This is a genomic window from Vibrio sp. ED004 (assembly GCF_023206395.1).
In the GTDB taxonomy this organism is placed as follows: Bacteria; Pseudomonadota; Gammaproteobacteria; order Enterobacterales; family Vibrionaceae; genus Vibrio.
The window spans coordinates 916,123-934,968 of record NZ_CP066150.1; the positions used below are offsets into that span (position 1 = coordinate 916,123).

Consider the following 18,846-nt stretch of genomic DNA (forward strand, 5'->3'; position numbering starts at 1 on the left):
ATATATTGATGTTGAATGACAGAATGTTCTGTCTATCTGTGATTATGCGAACTTAAGAATTACTTGTCTTATGGTGTAAGCGAGACGATTTTTTATGAGCATGAGTTTTGTCTTTGTGGTGCTTATTATGATGACCATCTGGGTGATGATTCACTAAATGCTTATGGCCTTCAGGTTCACCACCGTGTGGCTGACCAGAATGAGAGGGCTGATGTGCTCTATATTCTAAATGGTCCTTATTGTGTTTATGTTCGATTTCCTCTCCATATACACGTTTCATTTTTTCTTTAATAGCGACTTTCGTATGGTGTGTTTGATTAGACATATTAATCTCAGTTAGTTGTTTAAGGAACGATGAGAATTATATCTATCGGTGAAGGATATAAATCATGTTAAAATAAAATCGACATAAAGCCATGAAATGATTTTTGCTTGATAGATCTTTATCAAGTCACTGTATTTATTGATTTTATTTTTATTTTATATAGATTGGCTTCGATGTTATATCAGTTTGATTTATTGGTGTTCCCGATAGCTAGAATCCCCGGACTTCAAAAACAAGGTGAACACATGAGTAAGTATAAAGGCGTAATTTTCGGGTCAGCTTTATTTATATTATTGTCTTTTGTATTTGACTTTCATTATGTGAAAAGCGAAATAATAAAAGAGAAAGTAGCAAGCTTTAAATTGCCAGCAATCTCTGTAACAACGGAGTCAGTAAAAGAAGACGTTTGGAATGAACATTTAAATGTTATTGGTAATATTCATGCTAACCAATCAGTTGATGTGAAAAGTCAAATGTCTGGTCAAATAAAAGAAGTGCTTTTTAAATCGGGTCAATTTGTTAACAAAGGCGATGTTCTTATTAAGTTAGATGATGCTTTATTAAAAGCGAACTATAAAAGCCAGCTAGCAAAGGTTGAGTTAGCGAGAACAGAATTGAAGCGAAATCGAAAGCTGCTGAATAATCATAGTGTCTCTCAGAATTCGGTAGATAAACTTGCTGCGCAATTTAATGCTGAATCAGCAAAGCTAGAATACATCTCTACTCAGGTTGAATATATGAAAGTTAAAGCACCTTTCTCTGGCCATGTTGGAATTAGAAAAGTGGATGTCGGTGATTTTATCAACTCAAGCACAGCGATTGTTGACCTTGAAGATAGCTCTCAACAGTATGTCGATTTCTCTATTTCGGAGCTTTATCTTCACAGTGTGCAAGTAGGGCAGGTTCTCCAGTTTAAATCTGACGCAGCGAACGATGCTGAGTATCACGCGACGATTACCGCGATTGAACCTAGCTCAGACGCGAACACGCACAATATCGAACTGCGAGCAGTGACGACTGAATCCGTGCCGTTGGAATCTGGCATGTATGTGGATGCAACACTAACCACTTCCGATTCAAACACGGTGATCAGTGTGCCATCAGTGGCGATCAGCTACACCTTGTCTGGCGATACTGTGTTTGTTCTAGATACTTCAACGAAACAAGTGAGCACGAATTCAGGAAGTGCAAGTTCAACGAGCACAAGTTCAAACAGCCAAGATTCTGAAAAATCAGAGACACCATTTTACGAATACAAAGTGGTGCAACGCACTGTGGAAATTGGCCCGAAACAGGGTGGCTATGTCGGTGTCCTTTCTGGTTTGAAAGAAGGGGATGTGGTGGTGACGTCGAATCAACATCAGCTCAAAAATGGCGGTTTGGTTTTGGTGAACAATCAACGACCGCTTGTTACTCCTACTCAGCCAAGTAAATAGGATTCTCCCATGACATTTACTGATGTATTCATCAAACGCCCGGTGCTGGCGACGGTATTAAGCCTCGTGTTGTTGGTATTGGGGCTTAAAGCTTTTACCTCATTGCAGGTGCGCCAATACCCAGAAATTGAAACGGGTGTTATCACCATTACCACCAGTTATCCCGGTGCCAGTGCGTCGAGCGTACAAGGTTACGTTACCCAACCTCTACAGGCTGAAATCGCCCAAACCGCGGGCATTGACTACATGACATCAGACAGTGCCTTGGGTAAATCTGTGATTACGGTGTATTTGAAGCTGGGATACCCATCAGATGGCGCACTGACGGAGATTTTGTCTCTGGTGCAGCAAGTGAAATACAAACTGCCTTCAGGGGTATTGGATCCGAGCATTCTTAAGTCGACGTCTCAATCGCCGATCTTATATGTCTCTTTCTCAAGTGATACGCTGAAAACCGAGCAGGTGTCGGATTATGTGAGCCGAGTGGTGAAGCCAACATTCTCAACGGTAGAGGGTGTGTCTAAAGTCGATATGTTAGGCCAACAAGATTTCGCGATGCGTATCTGGCTTAAGCCTCAAAAGCTGGCGTCTTATGGTTTAACCGCGACCGATGTACAAAATGCACTGCGAGCAAACAATATTGTGAGCGCAGCGGGTAAGTTACAAAACCCGTATATCGAAGTCGATATCAATGCTCATACCGATTCTAGCTCTGTAGAAGACTTTAAAAACATGTCGCTTAAAGCCCATGACGGACAACTGGTGCATTTGAAAGATGTTGCCACAGTCGAGCTAGGCGCAGCGACTTATGATTCAGACGTTGAATTTAATGGCTTAACGACTGTTTCAACGGCGATCAGCAATACCGCGACATCGAACCCGTTAACCGTGGTTGAGGGCATTTACGAGTTGCTTCCTCAGATAGAAGCTGGCTTACCTGACGGTATTAAAGCGGATGTGGTGTATGACTCAACCAAGTTCATTGAAACATCGATTGATGAAGTAGCAAAAACGTTGATGGAAGCGGCACTGATCGTGGTGATTGTTATCTTTGCGTTCCTTGGCTCTATGCGTGCGATGTTGATCCCGTTGGTGACCATCCCATTGTCGCTGATTGGCTCGATGTTCTTCATGTTGAGCATGGGTTTCAGTATTAACTTGCTGACGTTATTGGCGATGGCGCTCGCGATCTCTTTGGTGGTGGACGATGCGATTGTGGTCGTAGAAAACACGTTCCGACACCTAGAGGATGGCACTAGCCCAATTAAAGCAGCGATTAACAGTGCGCGTGAAATTGCAGGCTCTGTGATTGCGATGACCATTACCTTGGCTGCGGTTTATGCACCGATTGGTTTCATGGGTGGTTTAACCGGTAAGTTGTTTACTGAGTTTGCTTTCACCTTGGCGGGCTCTGTTCTGATTTCAGGCTTTATCGCGCTGACGCTAACGCCAATGATGTGTTCAAAACTGCTTAATAAGTCGGTATTGGATGGGAAACTGGTTAAGAAGATTGATGTGGTTATTGCGGGTGTCACTGAGCGTTACCGCAAGGTGCTTGAACATGTGCTTAATAACCGAGTTTATATCTGGCCAGTGGTCGGGACATTGCTTATCAGCTTGGTGTTCATGTTTATGAATACCGCTTCTGAATTAGCGCCGGAAGAAGATCAAGGCGTAATGATTGTGATGGGACAAGGGCCTGCCCAAGCCAACACCGATTACATTCGTCATTTTACTCCGGCTCTTATCGACGCCATCGGTAAAAATGACGAAGTAGAAATGACCATGCTGGATAACGGCTACATGAACAACAATGCGTTCTTTGGCTTGGGTGTATTGAAAGATTGGGATTCTCGCGAAGCAACGGCAAAAGAGGTGATGCAACGCTTCGAAAAAGAGAGCTCGGTATTACCAGGTTTGCAGGTGTATACCTTCTCTCCACCGGATCTACCTGGCACACCGCAAGGCTTGCCGTTCCAAATGGTATTGAAGACGCCAACTGGCTCGTATCAAGACCTTTATCAGTACGCTGAAAAGCTAAAAGAATACGCACAGAAGAGCGGCAAGTTTATCTACGTGCAGAACGACCTCAACTTCAATAAACCGCAGGTTGAGATTCAAATTGACCGTGATAAAGCAGCGCAGATGAATGTGAGTGCTCAAGATGTTGGTACTGTGCTGTCTCGCTTTATCAGTGAAGGCTTCGTGAACTATTTCTCGATGGATCAACGCAGTTATCAAGTGATTACGCAAGTGCCGAACGAGAATCGTAACTCTTGGGATGATCTGAAGAATTACCACGTACGCTCGAATACAGGGGAAATGGTTCCACTGGCATCTTTAATCGAGATTAGCCAATCGGTACAGCCATCAAAAGTGGATCAGTTCCAGCAGCTGAACAGTGCCATGATCGAAGCGAAGATGATGCCGGGTATCAGTATTGGCGAGGCTTACCAAGTGATGGAAGAGGGTGCAGCACAGATATTGCCTAAATCATACAGCACGGATACTTCTGGGCAGCTACGTCAGTTCTTGCAAGAAGGGTCATCATTAGTCACGACGTTCTTCTTAGCTTTGGTGATTATCTACTTAGTATTGGCAGCGCAGTTCGAAAGTTTGCGCGATCCGCTGGTGGTATTAACCAGTGTGCCGCTGTCGATCTTTGGTGCCTTAATGCCACTGTACTTGGGCATTGATACGCTCAACATCTACACAGAAGTCGGGTTGGTGACCTTAATCGGACTCATCAGTAAGCACGGTATTTTGATTGTTGAATTCGCCAACCAGATGCAACAAGAGTTGAAATGCAGCCGCCGCGAAGCCGCAATCCGTTCGGCGACCGTGCGAATGCGCCCTGTATTGATGACAACTGCCGCTATGGTAGTAGGTGTTGTACCGCTGCTAATTGCAAGTGGTGCAGGGGCTCAAAGTCGATTCTCAATTGGCTTGGTGATTACGGTGGGTATGTCTGTGGGCACGCTGTTTACGCTGTTCGTAGTTCCAACGATTTAGCGGCGGATCATACCGTTCAGGAACAAGAAGCTTGAGCAACGTGAAGAGCTAATTATTACTAAGGTTCATTAAAAAAACATCATTAATACGAAAATTTAATCAACACGAATCCCATTTATGAGCCTGACCGCTTAGGGATTCGTGCATTCAAAATTCAGGAAATTAGAGGTTCACATGAAACTACATTACTTATATCCACTACTTGCGTTATTCACTGTTGGCTGCGCAAGTTCAGTCCCGAACAAAGAAGAAATCAAAAGCGTCGATTCAGAGCATTACTTTGTAGATAGTCAGTTTGATGACGACATGGCAGGTATGTCGTGGATTGCAAAAGACAGCGCTTCTCATCATTTTAATCAGTTCAAATTCAATAGCGTAGAGATCAAAAATGCCAGTATCGAAAGAGGTTCAAGAGCAATTTAAGGCGCGGATCCTTAGCAGTATGAACGACAAGTTGAAGCATAAACTACAAGGCTATGAAAACGTGATGTTGGATAACCAAGTGCTCGATATTAGCGTTGCCTTGTATGGCATTGATGACATCCCAGAAGATATGCGTTTAACAGAGTTCATCCCTTTTGGTTCTATTATCGGTGCGGTCAAATACGCTGCGGGAACACGAGACCGATCAATTCGAGTATTGGCAAGCGTCGACCTAAAGGACCATGATTCGGCTGAGTTGGTTGGCCGCCGTATCTTCGTGGTCAATGACAATGGCGCACTAGAGAACGAAAAGTCAGCAATCACCATCGAAATGCTGGATAAAAATATTGAGCAGATTACCAAACAGGCTGTCGATTTTGCTTTTGAAGTAACTTACTTAAACAAGAAGCAAGGTTAAGCTTGTGGAAAGGATCTTCAACAAAAGCGGCGATAGTAGAACCTATCGTCAGCTCGCTGTGTTTATGCTCGGCTGTAGCTTAAGTGCTTCTGCGCTTGCCAGTGTTAGCCGCTACGATCAATGTATTCTGGATTCACTGGCTAACGCGACCAATCAACAAAGCATTGAATGGTTAAAGCAACAGTGCAGTTCTGAGGTCGGTGATTCCAACGCCGAGGTGAAGACTAAGGGCAATGAGAACAATGCAAAGGCTGGCACGACTGAAATGTCACCCGAGCAAAAGATCTCACGCTTGAAGTTGGAATACTCAACAGAAGATAACCCATTTGTGATTACGCCATATCGACTGAATTACATTTTGCCCGTCACCCATATGACAAGTGTGAATACTCAACCTTATGGCGATGATCGATTTGGTGGTAAAGCGGATGACCTCAGTGACGAAGAGATAAAACTGCAGTTGAGTTTGAAGATCCCCATTGTTGATGATGGAGTGTTTAACCAAGAAGATAAAATCTATTTCGGTTTTACCTTGAAATCATTCTGGCAGGCGTATTCGTCCGATATCTCGGCTCCTTTTAGAGAGACAAACTATCGCCCAGAAGTGTTCTATGAGACGCCTTTAGATATAGAGTCGACAGAAGGAGTATGGTTTTCTCGTTTCGGGCTTGAACATGAATCGAATGGTCGAACCGCTGAATTGAGCCGCAGTTGGAACCGTGTTTATGCAGGGTTGGGTTACATAGAAGATGACTTTGCGGTGTACTTTCAGCCTTGGTATCGCATACCAGAGTCAAACAGCAGTGACGATAACCCCGACATTCAAGACTATCTCGGGCATTACGAACTGTCGGGCGCTTACAAGTGGGATGAGTTTGAGTTAGCAGCACTTGGGCGTTACAACTTTCAAACGGGTTATGGTGGCGTTCAAACTTCGCTCAGTTTCCCATTGTTTGGTCGCTTGAAAGGGTACGTTCAATATTACAAAGGCTATGGTGAAAGCTTGATTGATTATGACTATAACAGCGAGCGAATCGGCTTAGGTATTCTGCTGACCAACGCCTTATAGAACGTCTTCTTTGGCGTTATTTCTTGGAGTCGGAGTCTAGCGAGATAAAAGCACCGCCGCAGTATGGCGTTGAGTGGCGGTGTTTAGGCTATTTTGCTATCTCGACTTTGGATTCAATTTCAGAGATGTTGCTATTGAAAAACAAGGTCTGCGCGACTTTCAGAACGACCGGATAACCGGATTCTAAAATGGTTTCATAATAGTACTCTTCAGCAGCCGCAGGGTTGCCTTTCGACTCTTCCAATTTTGCTAAGATAATCATCGACATGACGTTGTATTCACTTCTCGGTATTAAGGTCATGTAACGCTCAGCGGCGTTCGGGTTATCTTGGGTGAGCGAGTAGGCAGCCAATGCATCGTATATGCGATAAGAGGTTGGATTATTCTCTGCTAAAAGAAGCTTCTTACCGAATCGATCGTTAAGCTTTTGAACCAGCTTTTCCTTTTTTGAAGACTTCAATAAAAAGATGTCCGCAAGCTCATACAAATATCGGCTCGACATGACAAAATGATTGTCAGGGTCAAGCTCGTTGGCGGCGATGATCTTTTTCAAAGTATCCGTTCTGTCGAGAGTCATGAAGGTCAGCCCCAGCGATTCAAGCGCCAGTTGCAGCGACTCTTCCTGTTTTGGCAGCTCTGATATTTGTTGTTTTAAGATGGACTTCTGAATGTCGATATTGAATGAATCCAAGAGGTCATCGAGCATGGTGCGCATTGTGCTGTGCAGTGAAGAGGCATCAATCAGGTAATCACGCCCTAAATGCTTGAAGTTGGAGATACGGTTGAAATAGGTAATATCCAGATACTCTCTGTCGCCATCAACTTTGCTTTTAAAACTGACCACGTTCGCGGAGTTTGGCACTAAGGTTTCGTCAACGATGAGGCGAAAATCTCGATAAGTCGTAAGATAACTCATCAGCTTATGAACGATGCCGCGCTTAAAGGCATCATTTTTCAAACTTTCATCAATTCGCACATAGATGTAGCGTGGTTCGAGTGATAAGTAATGAACAGAAGCGTGCGCTTTATGATCTTCAATCACTTGGTGATTCGTTGCTTGATTTGACTTGCCAACAATCTCTGTAGATTGATTCTCAGAGTCAAATAGCTCGGTCATATTATTAACGGATACGCCATTACTAGCGTCTGTTGATGAAGATGAACCCCACCAAGACACACCAAGCGCGATGCCGATTGTTCCTATTACCAGAGCGCTTATCGCAATGCCCAAACGGGATGATTTGTTAGCGTTTTTCTCTGAGGGATTAGTAGATGAATAGGCTGCGTAATTGTCACCACTTTTCGGGACTAGTTGCTGTTTTAACGGGGCATTATCGGACGAGTGGTTGGGTGTAACTTCTGGCGTTAGCTCTGCAGCTTGTTCATGTGCGGTTTGCTCGTATGAAACGGTCTTGTCACTTTGTGTGGACGAAGCTGAGTCTTCAGGATGAAGTTGCGTAGCTGGCTCTTGAGAGGCTGTTTCGTCAGAGCTGACAGTATCAGCGAGTGAAACGGTATTGGTCACAATAGGTGGTGGAACTAATACGGTCTTTTGCACCTCGACATCAAACTTATACCCTCGTTTCGGTACAGTGGTGATATAGCCCATCGAGTGGCGTTCTGCTGACTTCAACGTTTTTCGAAGCTCAAAAATCGCTTGAGTGATTACTTGATCCGTTAAGATCGAGCCGTTCCAAACCTCATTAATTAACTCATCTCGCGAGAACACTATTTTTGGATTCTGGCAAAAGAAGTCCAGTAGCTTGGACAAACGGTTGTCGATAATCACGTCTTCGTTATCCATGATGAGTTTGTCTTCATCTGGGATAAACAACCACACGTCGAAAGAATACTGGATACGTTCTTTTTTCATAGCTACCGATACTAAGTCATTGTATTAAAATTACTTTAGTAGACAAGTTAGGGCAATTCAATCAAGCAATGTTCAATTGTGATAAGTAGGCGTGCTTTTAAGTTAATCAATGAATTATGATAGATGCTTACATTTAATATTGAGACTTATTCGCATTTATTGATCTGAGCGAAAGAACCGATTAGATTGTGTCATTAATATTAGGAACAACATGATTTTTTTGAGGTATTTATGAGTACAGTCGTAGTATGGGGAGCAGGTAGCGGTTTGGGTGCAGCAATGGTCGAGCACTTTCATCAACAAGGTTTTGAAGTGATTGCGATTGCTAGAAACCCAGAGAAGAACCCGCGCTTGGCAATTCTTGGCGTAACTTCACTTAGCTGCGATGCGACCGACAAGCAACAAGTGGCAAAAACGGTTGCTGAGTTGCCGAAATCGGCGTTGGTTGTTTCAAGTATGGGCAGTTTTAGAGCGGATGTTCCTGTCGATTACATTGGTCACCGATATGTGATTGATGCTCTGGAAACGAATGAAATCAAACGCTTTGTGCTGGTGACGTCTTTAGGTTGTGGTGATTCATGGCAGTACCTATCAGAACGCTCTAGAAAAGGGGTCGGCGCTGCAGTTCGCGAAAAATCCTTGGCGGAAGCTTGGTTAATGTCGAGCTCGCTTGATTACACGATTCTTCGCCCAGGTGGCTTACTCGATGGCGAGGTGACTGGTAATGGTGAGCTTTCTCAACAAGTGGAAGTGCATGGTGTGATTTACCGACAAGAAGTAGCACGCCTCATCGAAACCTTATTGGCGAACGAAGCGAGTATCGGCCAAGTGTACCAATGTATCGACCCTACGGTTAAATACGGCTAACTCCTTTAAAGCGTTAGTCAGAGGTATATCTACCTTGTCATAAACTTCTAAAGCCGTTTAGCCTGACTGAACGGCTTTTTGTTTGCTTCCTATTGTTTCTATCTCCTCTCTTTTGAATCCATTTATTGCCTGTTTCTGTGTGAGAGTGCCGCTCTCTTAATCTAGATTAAGTTTTGCTTGTCATATTCTCTGTAGTATCCGCGTCAATCAGCCCCGTTAGATGGGCACTTGCGTAACACGATTGAGTGAGGAATAGATTTGAGTACTTTGTTTGCAGAAACCCGCATTGGCACCATGACGCTTAAAAACCGCTTTATGAGAAGTGCAACGTGGGAAAATATGGCGACTGAAGATGGCCATATGACAGATAAACTTTACGCTATCTATGAAGAGCTAGCTCAAGGTGAGGTTGGCTTGATCGTGACGGGTTACGCGAACATCGTTGAAGAAGAAAAGCCAAATGCTGGCATGATGGGCATGTATAACGACTCGTTTATCGAGGAGTATAAAAAGCTGACTCAACTGGTCCATGACAACGATTCTAAAATCGTGATGCAATTGGCTTATGGCGGCACCAAAACCATGCATGACCTTGGCGAGCGAGTGATCTTTGCACCGAGTGAGGTTCCTGAAAAAGGGACTCAAACACTGGGTAAAGCGATGACCAAAGAGGAAATTGATTACATTGTTGATGCTTTTGCCAAAGCGTCACTAAGAGCTAAACAGTCGGGTTTTGATGGTGTTGAGATTCATGCGGCACACACGTACTTGATCAACCAGTTCTTAAGCCCTTACTACAACCAGCGTGAAGATGAATACGGCGGTAGCTTAGAAAATCGCATGAGATTCTTGCTTGAGATTTACACAGCAACACGCAAGTTGGTGGGTGATGATTTCCCTATCTTGGTTAAACTAACAGCCTCTGAATTCTTTGAGGGTGGCGTGACCTTTGATGAAACACGCTTAGTTTGTAAAAAGCTCGAAGAAGTAGGCGTTGATGGCATTGTGGTTTCTGGCAACATTCACGGCAAAGCCGACACCATGATTGGCGAGTCTCACGATGGTTTTACCATTCAAGCGGAAGGCTACTTCCATGAATACGGCCATGCAATTAGCCAAGATGTCGACATTCCTGTTATCACGGTAGGCGGCTTAACCGATTTTGATGCCATTGAAGCTATCGCGAACAATACGGGCATTGAATACTTCGCGCTTTCACGTCCACTACTTTCTGAACCGCATCTAGTGAAGCGTTGGAAAGAGGGTGACCGAAGCCCAGTAGAGTGTGAGAGATGTTCTAAGTGTCGTACTAAGCGCGGTAACTTCTGTGTGGTAAACAAAGACAGAAAAGTACAGCTGGCGCGCATGTAGTCGCTGAATCCAGATCCAAGCCTGAGCCTGTGTAATATTGCAGGCTCATGTCTTTTATGGACATCCATGAACCGATATTTGAAACCTTATTAATCACATATCTCTGTCAAATTAGTGCGATTAAACAGATACAATTTACCTGTAAATCTTCCAACCGAGTTATCGTTACTATACTGAGCACCACGTGAAATTACTTCCTCTCTTAAAGCAACCTCGAATCCACTGACGCCTTTTCGTTTTAGCGACATTGCTGTGATTTAAGCGTGATACTGACTATTCACCCCACTTAGCTTCTATGTTGATGGGGAACTCGTTTGTGCACCTTAGATCAACATTGTCGATTTTTTGATATTAAAACGAATAAGTTAATCAGAGGTAGAAATGCAAAGTAAGCATTGGTCTAAATTCGAATTGCTCCATGAAGTTGTCACTAATCCCAATATTCATATTAAGGGTAAACACAGTTATTACAGCGATTACTGGGATAACGGGTTTGAGCGTTCTGTCGTCCGCTATTTGCATGGTGACGAAGTTAGCCGTCAGTGGGAGCCGCGTTGGGAAATTGATGTGCTCTGCATCGGTGATTACGTCTGCATAGGTGCAGAGGTCGTGATTCTAATGGGTGGCAACCATACCCACCGCGTTGATTGGTTCTCTTTGTATCCATTTATGGATGTGATCGAAGAAGCCTACATTGGCAAAGGTGACACTCATATCAAAGATGGCGCTTGGCTAGGCATGCGATCCATGATCATGCCGGGCGTAACCATTGGAGAAGGTGCGGTTGTTGCCGCGAACAGCGTGGTAACCAAAGACGTTAAGCCATATAGCATTGTGGCTGGCTCGCCTGCAAAAGTCGTTAAACATCGCTTCGATAAGGCTGTTATCGAAGAGTTGATCTCGATGAATATATACGACTGGCCAGAAGAGAAATTTGAAGCATTGAGGAAGCACTTGTGTGGTTCTGATTTAACGGCACTTAAGAATGCGATGGCTGAATATGATACTCATAAGTCGTTGAATACTTAATCGTACCCAATGGAAGGAGCACTCTATTGGTTGTGGAGTGCTCCTTTTGTTCATCTATGCAGCAGTCACTGCTATTTTTATCAAATATTTACCCTTCATCATTGACCTTACCCTAAGGGTAACCTTTATAGTTACTCTATAAATTTAAAGGTTAGCTATGACAAACACACTCCGAACAACTTGGATTACTGTTTTCAGCACCATCGCGATGTTGATGTCTAGCTATGCCTCAAGCTCATCAGCCATGATGACTGAAGTAATGATGATGGAAATGAGCTTGAGCAAATCGGCTTGTTACCACAGCTATACGTCGGTTAATGATTCAATGGCAGGATGTCATGTGACGAGTGAAAATCCTCACGCTGAACACTCTAATATGAGTGGCCATGACTTGATGGCTCAATGCGATATGTCTTCAATGAGCGAAGACGGCGGCCACATGATGGGTAACCATTGTTCGAGTGCCGATTGCTGTGCCTCAGTGTGCTCTGCTACTTCTTATCCAATTCAGGCTGTTCAAGCCGCCAATCCCTTTGTCTCTTCCTTAGCTCGTTTTCAATCTGTCATTATTGGGCAGAAAGTCGCACGCGCTCAATCTTTGTTACGCCCACCCACCGCATAAATCTATATCTAAAAACATAGCGATATCAGAGTTATAAGTCTGATACGCCAATCTTTTATATGCGTCATTTAACGCTAGATATGGACATTCATTGTGAATATAAAACCAACAACCTCCGTGTTTGGAATAAACGCGAGTGCTGTGGTCGCTGCTGCTTTTGTTTCGAGTGCTGCTTTGATTTCAGCCAGTGCTTTGGCTGCTGCTCCTGATTCAACACACGCTGATCAACAGAGCTCAACACAACAACTCAATACATTGATTGAGATAGCATTGAGCCAAGACAGCAATCGCAAACAGTACTTTGCTCAGTCTCAAGCGATGCGTGAAACCGGTATTGCGAGCGCTACCCTGATGGATCCGAAACTCAAAGTCGGGTTCAGTGGCTTACCAGTCGATAGTTTTCAGTTTGATGAAGACCCGATGACCAATATCTCGGTCGGTCTGATGCAGCAATTCGAGCGTGGCGATACGCTCGATCTTCAGCAGAAAAAGGCGGGTCAGCAAGCGGATGGATTAGCGCTTCAAGTTCAGGCTCGTGAACTTACCGTTGCCAATAGCATGACGCAGTTATGGCTTGAACTGGGCTATCAGCAAGTCGCAGAAGGTGTGATGCGTGAAAACCGACGTTTGTTGGTTGAGCTAGAGAATTATGTACAAACTAATTACTCGATAGGTAAAAGCGAAGCGCAAGATTTACTTAATGCTCAGCTTCAAGTCAGTAAGCTTGATGAAAAACTGCAAGCCAACCAACAAGTTCAACGCCGTCTCATCTCTCAACTGTCTGAGTGGTTAGGATCAGATTGGCTAGGGACTCAAGCGATTAGCTCTCAGGTTCTTGATTCTCAGACCCTTGATCCTCAAGGAAGGCTTCATGCGACTAATCAAATTGATTGGTCGCTATTAGAAAGTAAGTTAGCGACCAACAATGATTCAACCAAGCACTATCAACTGTTGATGGAGCATCCGCTCGTTAAGATCACGGACGCGACTATCTCGTCTAATCAAACTCAAGTAGAACTGGCTGAGCAAGCTTATACGCCGCAGTTTGGTGTGGAAGTGATGTATGCCCATCGACAAGCGAACAACATGGCGGGCGAACCTGCTTCTGATCTTGTGAGTGCTTATCTAACGGTCGATATCCCTCTGTTTACGGGCAACCGACAAGATAAGAATTTGTCTGCGGCTCAGTACCAAGTTGGCGCGGCTAAATCCCAAAAAGACACCTTACTTTCCCAAATGAACGCGCAAGTGAATGCGTTATTGGTGGATAAGGCGAACCTCACCCAACGTTTAGAACGTTACCAAAATTCCTTATTACCTCAGACGACGGCACGAATCAGCGCTGTGGAGCGAGGCTATCAAAACAACACTGCACAATTTAACGATGTGATCTCTGCAACTGCAGATGAACTCGCCCTGAAGTTAGAACAACAGCGTTTGATTACCGATCTCAACATCGTAAATAGCAAGCTTGCATCTCTGGTCAGTGCTTTTGGCTATCAAGTTAATCAACCGCAACTCAACCCCTCCGTAACTCGAAACAACAGCCAATCAATAAAGGAATAGACAATGAATACAGTAAAAGTAGCGACTATCGCTTTGTTGGTCGGTGGTGCATTGGGTTTTGGTGCAAATCATTTTGTCGTTGGATCAGCGCATAACATGTCAGCGATGGCAGGCTTGGAGGAAGTAGAACCTCAAGCTGACGAAAGTGATGATCCACTTTATTGGGTTGCACCAATGGATCCAAATTATCAGCGTGACAAGCCGGGTAAATCTCCGATGGGCATGGATCTGATTCCTGTTTATGCCGATGACTTAAGTGGTGGCTCAGACAAAGCCGGAACCGTGTTTATCGACGCTTCTGTGGAAAACAACCTTGGCGTTAAAACAGCAAAGGTAGGGTTGGAAGCTTTGTCGCCACGTATTGAAACGGTCGGTTATGTGGCGTTCGATGAAAGTACATTGTGGCAAACCAACGTCCGCGCTGCGGGCTGGGTGGAGAAGCTGTATATCAACGCGGTTGGTGAGAAAGTAAATAAAGGCGATGTGCTGTTCACGCTTTACTCTCCAGAGCTGGTTAAGGCACAAGAAGAGCTGCTGAGTGCATATAAAACAGGTCGCAAAGGATTGATCAAAGGATCGACCGAACGCTTGGTTACGTTAGGCGTTGATAAAGCGCAGATTCGCTCGATTACTCGACAGGGCAAAGCTTCACAAACCATTGAAATCAAAGCACCTGCAGATGGCGTTATCGCAAGCCTTAACATTCGTGAAGGTGGTTACCTTTCACCTGCACAAGCGGTAATCAGTGCAGGGCCGTTAGATGAAGTCTGGGTTGACGCAGAAGTGTTTGAGCGCCAAGCACACTGGATCTCGTCTGGCAGTAATGCAGAGATGACACTTGATGCGATTCCGGGTAAAGAATGGCAGGGCAATGTGGATTACGTGTACCCGATTCTTGACCCTAAAACTAGAACCTTACGCGTTCGTTTGAAGTTCTCTAACCCTAATGGCGAGCTCAAACCGAACATGTTCGCCAATATCGCTCTGAAACCAATCAGTGATGATCAAGTTCTTACCATTCCTCGATCATCGGTTATCCACTCTGGTGGCATGACTCGTGTTGTGTTGTCTGAAGGCGAAGGTAAATACCGTTCAGCTCGCATTGAAGTGGGTCGTGAAGCGGGTGACAAGATCGAAGTGTTGCAAGGGCTCACACAAGGTGAACACATTGTGACTTCAGCTCACTTCATGCTGGATTCTGAATCTAGCCAATCAGCTGATTTATCCCGAATCAATGGTGTGGAAGATCAAGTAGATACAGCTTGGGCAAAAGGTGAAATTGCAGATGTAATGCAAGACAGCCGTATGGCAACCATCAATCACCAACCTGTTCCTGAATGGGATTGGCCGGGCATGGTGATGAACTTCACCTTTGTTGAAGGTTTGGACATCAGCCAGCTTAAGCGCGGACAAGTGGTTGATTTTGAAATGATGAAAACGGAATCAGGTCAGTATGAAGTTGTTGATTACAAGGTCAGCGAGCATCAAATGGCGGGTGAAGTGTGGGTGAAGGGCGACATCACCATGCTAATGCCGGATTTCGGAATGATCACGGTGAGCCACAAGCCAGTACCCGAGTGGGATTGGAAAGCGGGTGAGGGCACATTATGATCAATGCAATTATTCGTTGGTCCATCAGTAACCGATTTTTGGTTCTGGTCGCGACCCTCGCAATCGTGTTTGGCGGGTTATACAGCGTTAAAAATACGCCCGTCGATGCGATTCCTGATCTGTCTGATGTGCAGGTGATCATCAAAACCAGCTATCCGGGTCAAGCGCCGCAAGTGGTTGAAGACCAAGTAACGTATCCACTCACCACTGCGATGTTAGCCGTGCCGGGTGCTGAAACGGTTCGTGGTTACTCGTTCTTTGGCGATTCCTACGTCTATATTATCTTCAATGATGATACTGATATGTATTGGGCACGTTCTCGCGTGTTGGAATATCTGAGCCAAGTCGCGCCTAACTTGCCATCAAGTGCTAAGCCAACATTAGGGCCAGATGCAACCGGTGTGGGCTGGGTTTACAGCTATGTACTGCAAGATAAAACCGGTAAGCACGACTTAGCGGATCTTCGTAGCCTGCAAGACTGGTTCTTGAAGTATGAGCTGCAAACCGTTGAGGGTGTGTCTGAAGTCGCAACGGTAGGCGGCATGGTTAAGCAGTATCAAGTGCAAATAGATCCAGCCAAATTACGTGCTTATGACCTAACGCTTCAGAAAGTCAACAAGGCGATCCAAGATGGTAACCAAGAAACGGGTGCCTCAGTAGTTGAGATTGCTGAAGCGGAGCACATGGTTCGTACAACGGGTTACCTCACAAGCATTGAAGATATTCAATCACTGCCACTAAAAGTGACCGATAAAGGCACACCGCTGTTATTGGGTGATATTGCTGACATTAACCTTGGCCCGCAGATGCGTCGTGGTATCTCTGAGCTGAATGGTGAAGGCGAAGCCGTTGGTGGCGTTATCGTGATGCGCTTTGGTGAGAATGCCAGTGAAGTGATTGATTCTGTTAAGAGTAAACTCGCAGAGCTGCAAGCGGGATTACCAGACGGTGTTGAAATTGTCGCGACTTATGACCGTTCAACCTTGATTGATTCTGCGGTTGAAAACCTATGGAAGAAGCTGGCTGAAGAGTTCATCGTGGTTGCGATCGTGTGTGCATTGTTCTTGTTCCATATTCGTTCATCACTGGTTATCGCGCTTAGCTTGCCTGTCGGTATTTTAGGCGCGTTTATCGTGATACATTGGCAGGGTATTAACGCCAATATCATGTCTCTCGGCGGTATCGCGATTGCGATTGGTGCCATGGTCGATGGTGCAATCGTAATGATAGAGAACGTTCACAAACATATTGAGCGAACGCCTCTGACCGATAAAAACCGTTGGCAAGTAATTGGCAAAGCGGCAGAAGAAGTGGGTGTGCCGCTGTTCTTCTCGCTGATTATCATTACCTTAAGCTTTGTTCCTGTATTCGCATTAGAAGGCCAAGAGGGCAAGATGTTCTCGCCACTCGCGTTTACTAAAACGTATGCAATGGCGGCCGCTGCAGGCTTGGCTATCACACTTGTTCCGGTGCTAATGGGTTACTTCATTCGTGGCAACGTGTTACCTGAACACAAGAACCCAGTGAACCGCAGTTTAGTCGCGATGTATAAACCATTGCTCAACTTAAGCCTCAAGTATCCAAAAGTGATGATTGTGATTGCACTGGGTTTGATGGCTTCTGCGTATTACCCAACCAGTAAGCTTGGCAGCGAGTTCATTCCACCTTTGGATGAAGGTGACTTGATGTACATGCCGACTACTTATCCGGGGATCTCGATAGGTAAGGCGCGTGAATTGCTGCAGCAAACCAACAAGCTGATCAAAACCATTCCAGAGGTTGAAACCACATGGGGCAAGATTGGACGTGCGGAAACGGCAACCGATCCTGCACCATTGACTATGATTGAAACGGTTATTCAGCTTAAACCGCGAGATGAATGGCGTGACGGTGTCACTAGTGAGTCACTGCGTAAAGAGTTCGATGATCTGATTCAGTTCCCGGGTTTGACTAACGCATGGGTTATGCCAATCAAGACTCGTATCGACATGTTAGCGACCGGTATTAAAACGCCAATCGGAATCAAGATAGCAGGGCCAGAGCTGAGTGTTATTGAGGATATCGGTTCTCAGCTTGAGCCTACCTTGAACGGTGTAAGTGGCACGGCCTCTGTGTATGCCGAACGTGTGGCTGGTGGTCGTTATGTCACGATAGACATTAAGCGCCGCTCTGCTGCTCGTTACGGGTTAAGCATTAAAGAAGTGCAGCAGGTTATTTCGACTGCAGTTGGTGGGATGAATGTCGGTGAAACCGTTGAAGGACTGGAGCGTTACCCAATCAACGTTAGATACCCGCAAGATTACCGTGACTCTGTAGTGAAGTTACAGAACTTACCACTCGTTACGCCAAACGGTGCTCGTATTGCTTTGTCTGATGTCGCTGACATTCGTTATGAAGATGGTCCACCAATGATCAAAACAGAGAACGCGCGTCCTAACGGTTGGGTATTCGTGGATATTGATGGTCGTGACCTTGGTTCTTACGTGGCAGAAGCGCAGCAAGTAGTTGCCGAGCAAATTGTATTGCCTGCAGGTTACTCGCTCGCTTGGTCGGGTCAATATGAATACATGGAGCGCGCAAAAGACCGCTTGAGTGTCGTTGTTCCAATTACCATCGCCATCATTATGTTGCTGCTGTATCTGAGCTTCCGCCGTGTCGGTGAAGTGATGATGATCATGCTGACATTGCCTTTAGCCATGGTCGGAGGCCTATGGTTGATGCACTACCTCAATTACAACTTCTCTATTGCGGTTGGAGTTGGCTTCATCGCGCTAGCGGGTGTTGCGGTTGAGATAGGTGTGATCATGTTGGTGTATCTCAACCAAGCGTGGCACTACAAAAAGCTCGATGCAGAGCAGAACCAACAAACACTTCAACAAGCTGATCTCACAGATGCCATTCGTGAAGGGGCAGGGCTTCGTGTACGTCCAGTGATGATGACGGTTCTTACGGTGATCATTGGCCTAATTCCAATTATGTACGGAGAAGGCACTGGCTCTGAAGTGATGCAACGAATCGCAGCGCCGATGATAGGCGGAATGGCGTCTGCACTGCTGCTTACTCTATTGGTGCTGCCCGCAATTTTTAAGCTTTGGAAGCAGCGTGAGATTACCCGCAGCCAAAGCGAGACAAGTAAATAACGTACTGACTATAAAGCCCTTACTTGCGAAATAGAAGTAGGTAAGGGCGCACCACATGAACATGTGAAACTCACAAAACAAACA

12 protein-coding genes and 2 pseudogenes are annotated in these 18,846 nt (G+C 45.2%); 12 read left to right on the top strand and 2 right to left on the bottom strand.

All coding sequences use genetic code 11. The annotated features are described in order from the left end of the window. Positions 1 to 52 precede the first annotated feature (52 nt). Complete coding sequence (locus ITG10_RS21535; protein ID WP_017631147.1) at positions 53 to 325, bottom strand: hypothetical protein; 273 nt, start codon at positions 323 to 325, stop codon at positions 53 to 55. Between the two features lie 245 nt (positions 326 to 570). Between ITG10_RS21535 and ITG10_RS21540 the strand changes: the two genes are divergently transcribed. From ITG10_RS21540 to ITG10_RS21560, 5 genes and pseudogenes are all read left to right on the top strand, one after another. Beyond that, positions 571 to 1,761, top strand: a complete 1,191-nt coding sequence (locus ITG10_RS21540; RefSeq protein ID WP_017631148.1) for an efflux RND transporter periplasmic adaptor subunit — start codon at positions 571 to 573, stop codon at positions 1,759 to 1,761. Positions 1,762 to 1,770: 9 nt separating this feature from the next. Continuing rightward, positions 1,771 to 4,808 (top strand): annotated as a pseudogene (locus ITG10_RS21545) (efflux RND transporter permease subunit). Between the two features lie 139 nt (positions 4,809 to 4,947). Further along, a complete protein-coding gene (locus ITG10_RS21550; RefSeq protein ID WP_017631150.1) occupies positions 4,948 to 5,196 on the top strand; it encodes a hypothetical protein in 249 nt (82 codons plus the stop codon). After that, the gene (locus ITG10_RS21555) at positions 5,162 to 5,614 is read left to right on the top strand and encodes a hypothetical protein (RefSeq protein ID WP_241430319.1); all 453 of its coding nucleotides are present in this window, start codon (positions 5,162 to 5,164) and stop codon (positions 5,612 to 5,614) included. Before ITG10_RS21550 ends, ITG10_RS21555 begins: the two co-directional genes overlap by 35 nt. A gap of 64 nt (positions 5,615 to 5,678) precedes the next feature. Beyond that, the gene (locus ITG10_RS21560; RefSeq protein WP_241430320.1) at positions 5,679 to 6,683 is read left to right on the top strand and encodes a phospholipase A; all 1,005 of its coding nucleotides are present in this window, start codon (positions 5,679 to 5,681) and stop codon (positions 6,681 to 6,683) included. 88 nt (positions 6,684 to 6,771) lie between these two features. On the opposite strand, the gene ITG10_RS21565 is transcribed toward ITG10_RS21560, so the two are convergent. Further along, positions 6,772 to 8,556 (bottom strand): winged helix-turn-helix domain-containing protein, encoded by a 1,785-nt coding sequence (locus ITG10_RS21565; RefSeq protein ID WP_248387150.1) that lies wholly within the window; start codon positions 8,554 to 8,556, stop codon positions 6,772 to 6,774. Positions 8,557 to 8,787: 231 nt separating this feature from the next. On the opposite strand from ITG10_RS21565, the gene ITG10_RS21570 reads away from it, so the two are divergent. The 7 genes and pseudogenes from ITG10_RS21570 (at position 8,788) to ITG10_RS21600 (ending at position 18,762) form a co-directional block, all read left to right on the top strand. After that, positions 8,788 to 9,423 (top strand): SDR family NAD(P)-dependent oxidoreductase, encoded by a 636-nt coding sequence (locus ITG10_RS21570; RefSeq protein WP_017630415.1) that lies wholly within the window; start codon positions 8,788 to 8,790, stop codon positions 9,421 to 9,423. Positions 9,424 to 9,738: 315 nt separating this feature from the next. Beyond that, positions 9,739 to 10,794: an NADH:flavin oxidoreductase gene (locus ITG10_RS21575; RefSeq protein WP_026084197.1), complete on the top strand. Its 1,056-nt coding sequence runs from the start codon at positions 9,739 to 9,741 to the stop codon at positions 10,792 to 10,794. A 381-nt stretch (positions 10,795 to 11,175) separates the two neighbouring features. Then, positions 11,176 to 11,823, top strand: a complete 648-nt coding sequence (locus tag ITG10_RS21580) for a CatB-related O-acetyltransferase (protein WP_017630413.1) — start codon at positions 11,176 to 11,178, stop codon at positions 11,821 to 11,823. A 157-nt stretch (positions 11,824 to 11,980) separates the two neighbouring features. Further along, on the top strand, positions 11,981 to 12,445 hold the full coding sequence (locus ITG10_RS21585; protein WP_017630412.1) for a hypothetical protein: 465 nt from the start codon (positions 11,981 to 11,983) through the stop codon (positions 12,443 to 12,445). Positions 12,446 to 12,544: 99 nt separating this feature from the next. Then, positions 12,545 to 14,011 (top strand): TolC family protein, encoded by a 1,467-nt coding sequence (locus tag ITG10_RS21590; RefSeq protein WP_026084196.1) that lies wholly within the window; start codon positions 12,545 to 12,547, stop codon positions 14,009 to 14,011. A 3-nt stretch (positions 14,012 to 14,014) separates the two neighbouring features. Then, positions 14,015 to 15,610, top strand: a pseudogene (locus ITG10_RS21595) (efflux RND transporter periplasmic adaptor subunit); the annotation flags it as partial. Between the two features lie 8 nt (positions 15,611 to 15,618). Beyond that, on the top strand, positions 15,619 to 18,762 hold the full coding sequence (locus tag ITG10_RS21600; protein WP_017630409.1) for an efflux RND transporter permease subunit: 3,144 nt from the start codon (positions 15,619 to 15,621) through the stop codon (positions 18,760 to 18,762). Positions 18,763 to 18,846 lie beyond the last annotated feature (84 nt).

What these genes read in the sequence shown, in the direction of transcription:
- ITG10_RS21535 (WP_017631147.1), bottom strand. Translation starts at nt 325, where the DNA reads ATGTCTAATCAAACACACCATACGAAAGTCGCTATTAAAGAAAAAATG.
- ITG10_RS21540 (WP_017631148.1), top strand. Translation starts at nt 571, where the DNA reads ATGAGTAAGTATAAAGGCGTAATTTTCGGGTCAGCTTTATTTATATTA.
- ITG10_RS21550 (WP_017631150.1), top strand. Translation starts at nt 4,948, where the DNA reads ATGAAACTACATTACTTATATCCACTACTTGCGTTATTCACTGTTGGC.
- ITG10_RS21555 (WP_241430319.1), top strand. Translation starts at nt 5,162, where the DNA reads ATGCCAGTATCGAAAGAGGTTCAAGAGCAATTTAAGGCGCGGATCCTT.
- ITG10_RS21560 (WP_241430320.1), top strand. Translation starts at nt 5,679, where the DNA reads ATGCTCGGCTGTAGCTTAAGTGCTTCTGCGCTTGCCAGTGTTAGCCGC.
- ITG10_RS21565 (WP_248387150.1), bottom strand. Translation starts at nt 8,556, where the DNA reads ATGAAAAAAGAACGTATCCAGTATTCTTTCGACGTGTGGTTGTTTATC.
- ITG10_RS21570 (WP_017630415.1), top strand. Translation starts at nt 8,788, where the DNA reads ATGAGTACAGTCGTAGTATGGGGAGCAGGTAGCGGTTTGGGTGCAGCA.
- ITG10_RS21575 (WP_026084197.1), top strand. Translation starts at nt 9,739, where the DNA reads ATGAGAAGTGCAACGTGGGAAAATATGGCGACTGAAGATGGCCATATG.
- ITG10_RS21580 (WP_017630413.1), top strand. Translation starts at nt 11,176, where the DNA reads ATGCAAAGTAAGCATTGGTCTAAATTCGAATTGCTCCATGAAGTTGTC.
- ITG10_RS21585 (WP_017630412.1), top strand. Translation starts at nt 11,981, where the DNA reads ATGACAAACACACTCCGAACAACTTGGATTACTGTTTTCAGCACCATC.
- ITG10_RS21600 (WP_017630409.1), top strand. Translation starts at nt 15,619, where the DNA reads ATGATCAATGCAATTATTCGTTGGTCCATCAGTAACCGATTTTTGGTT.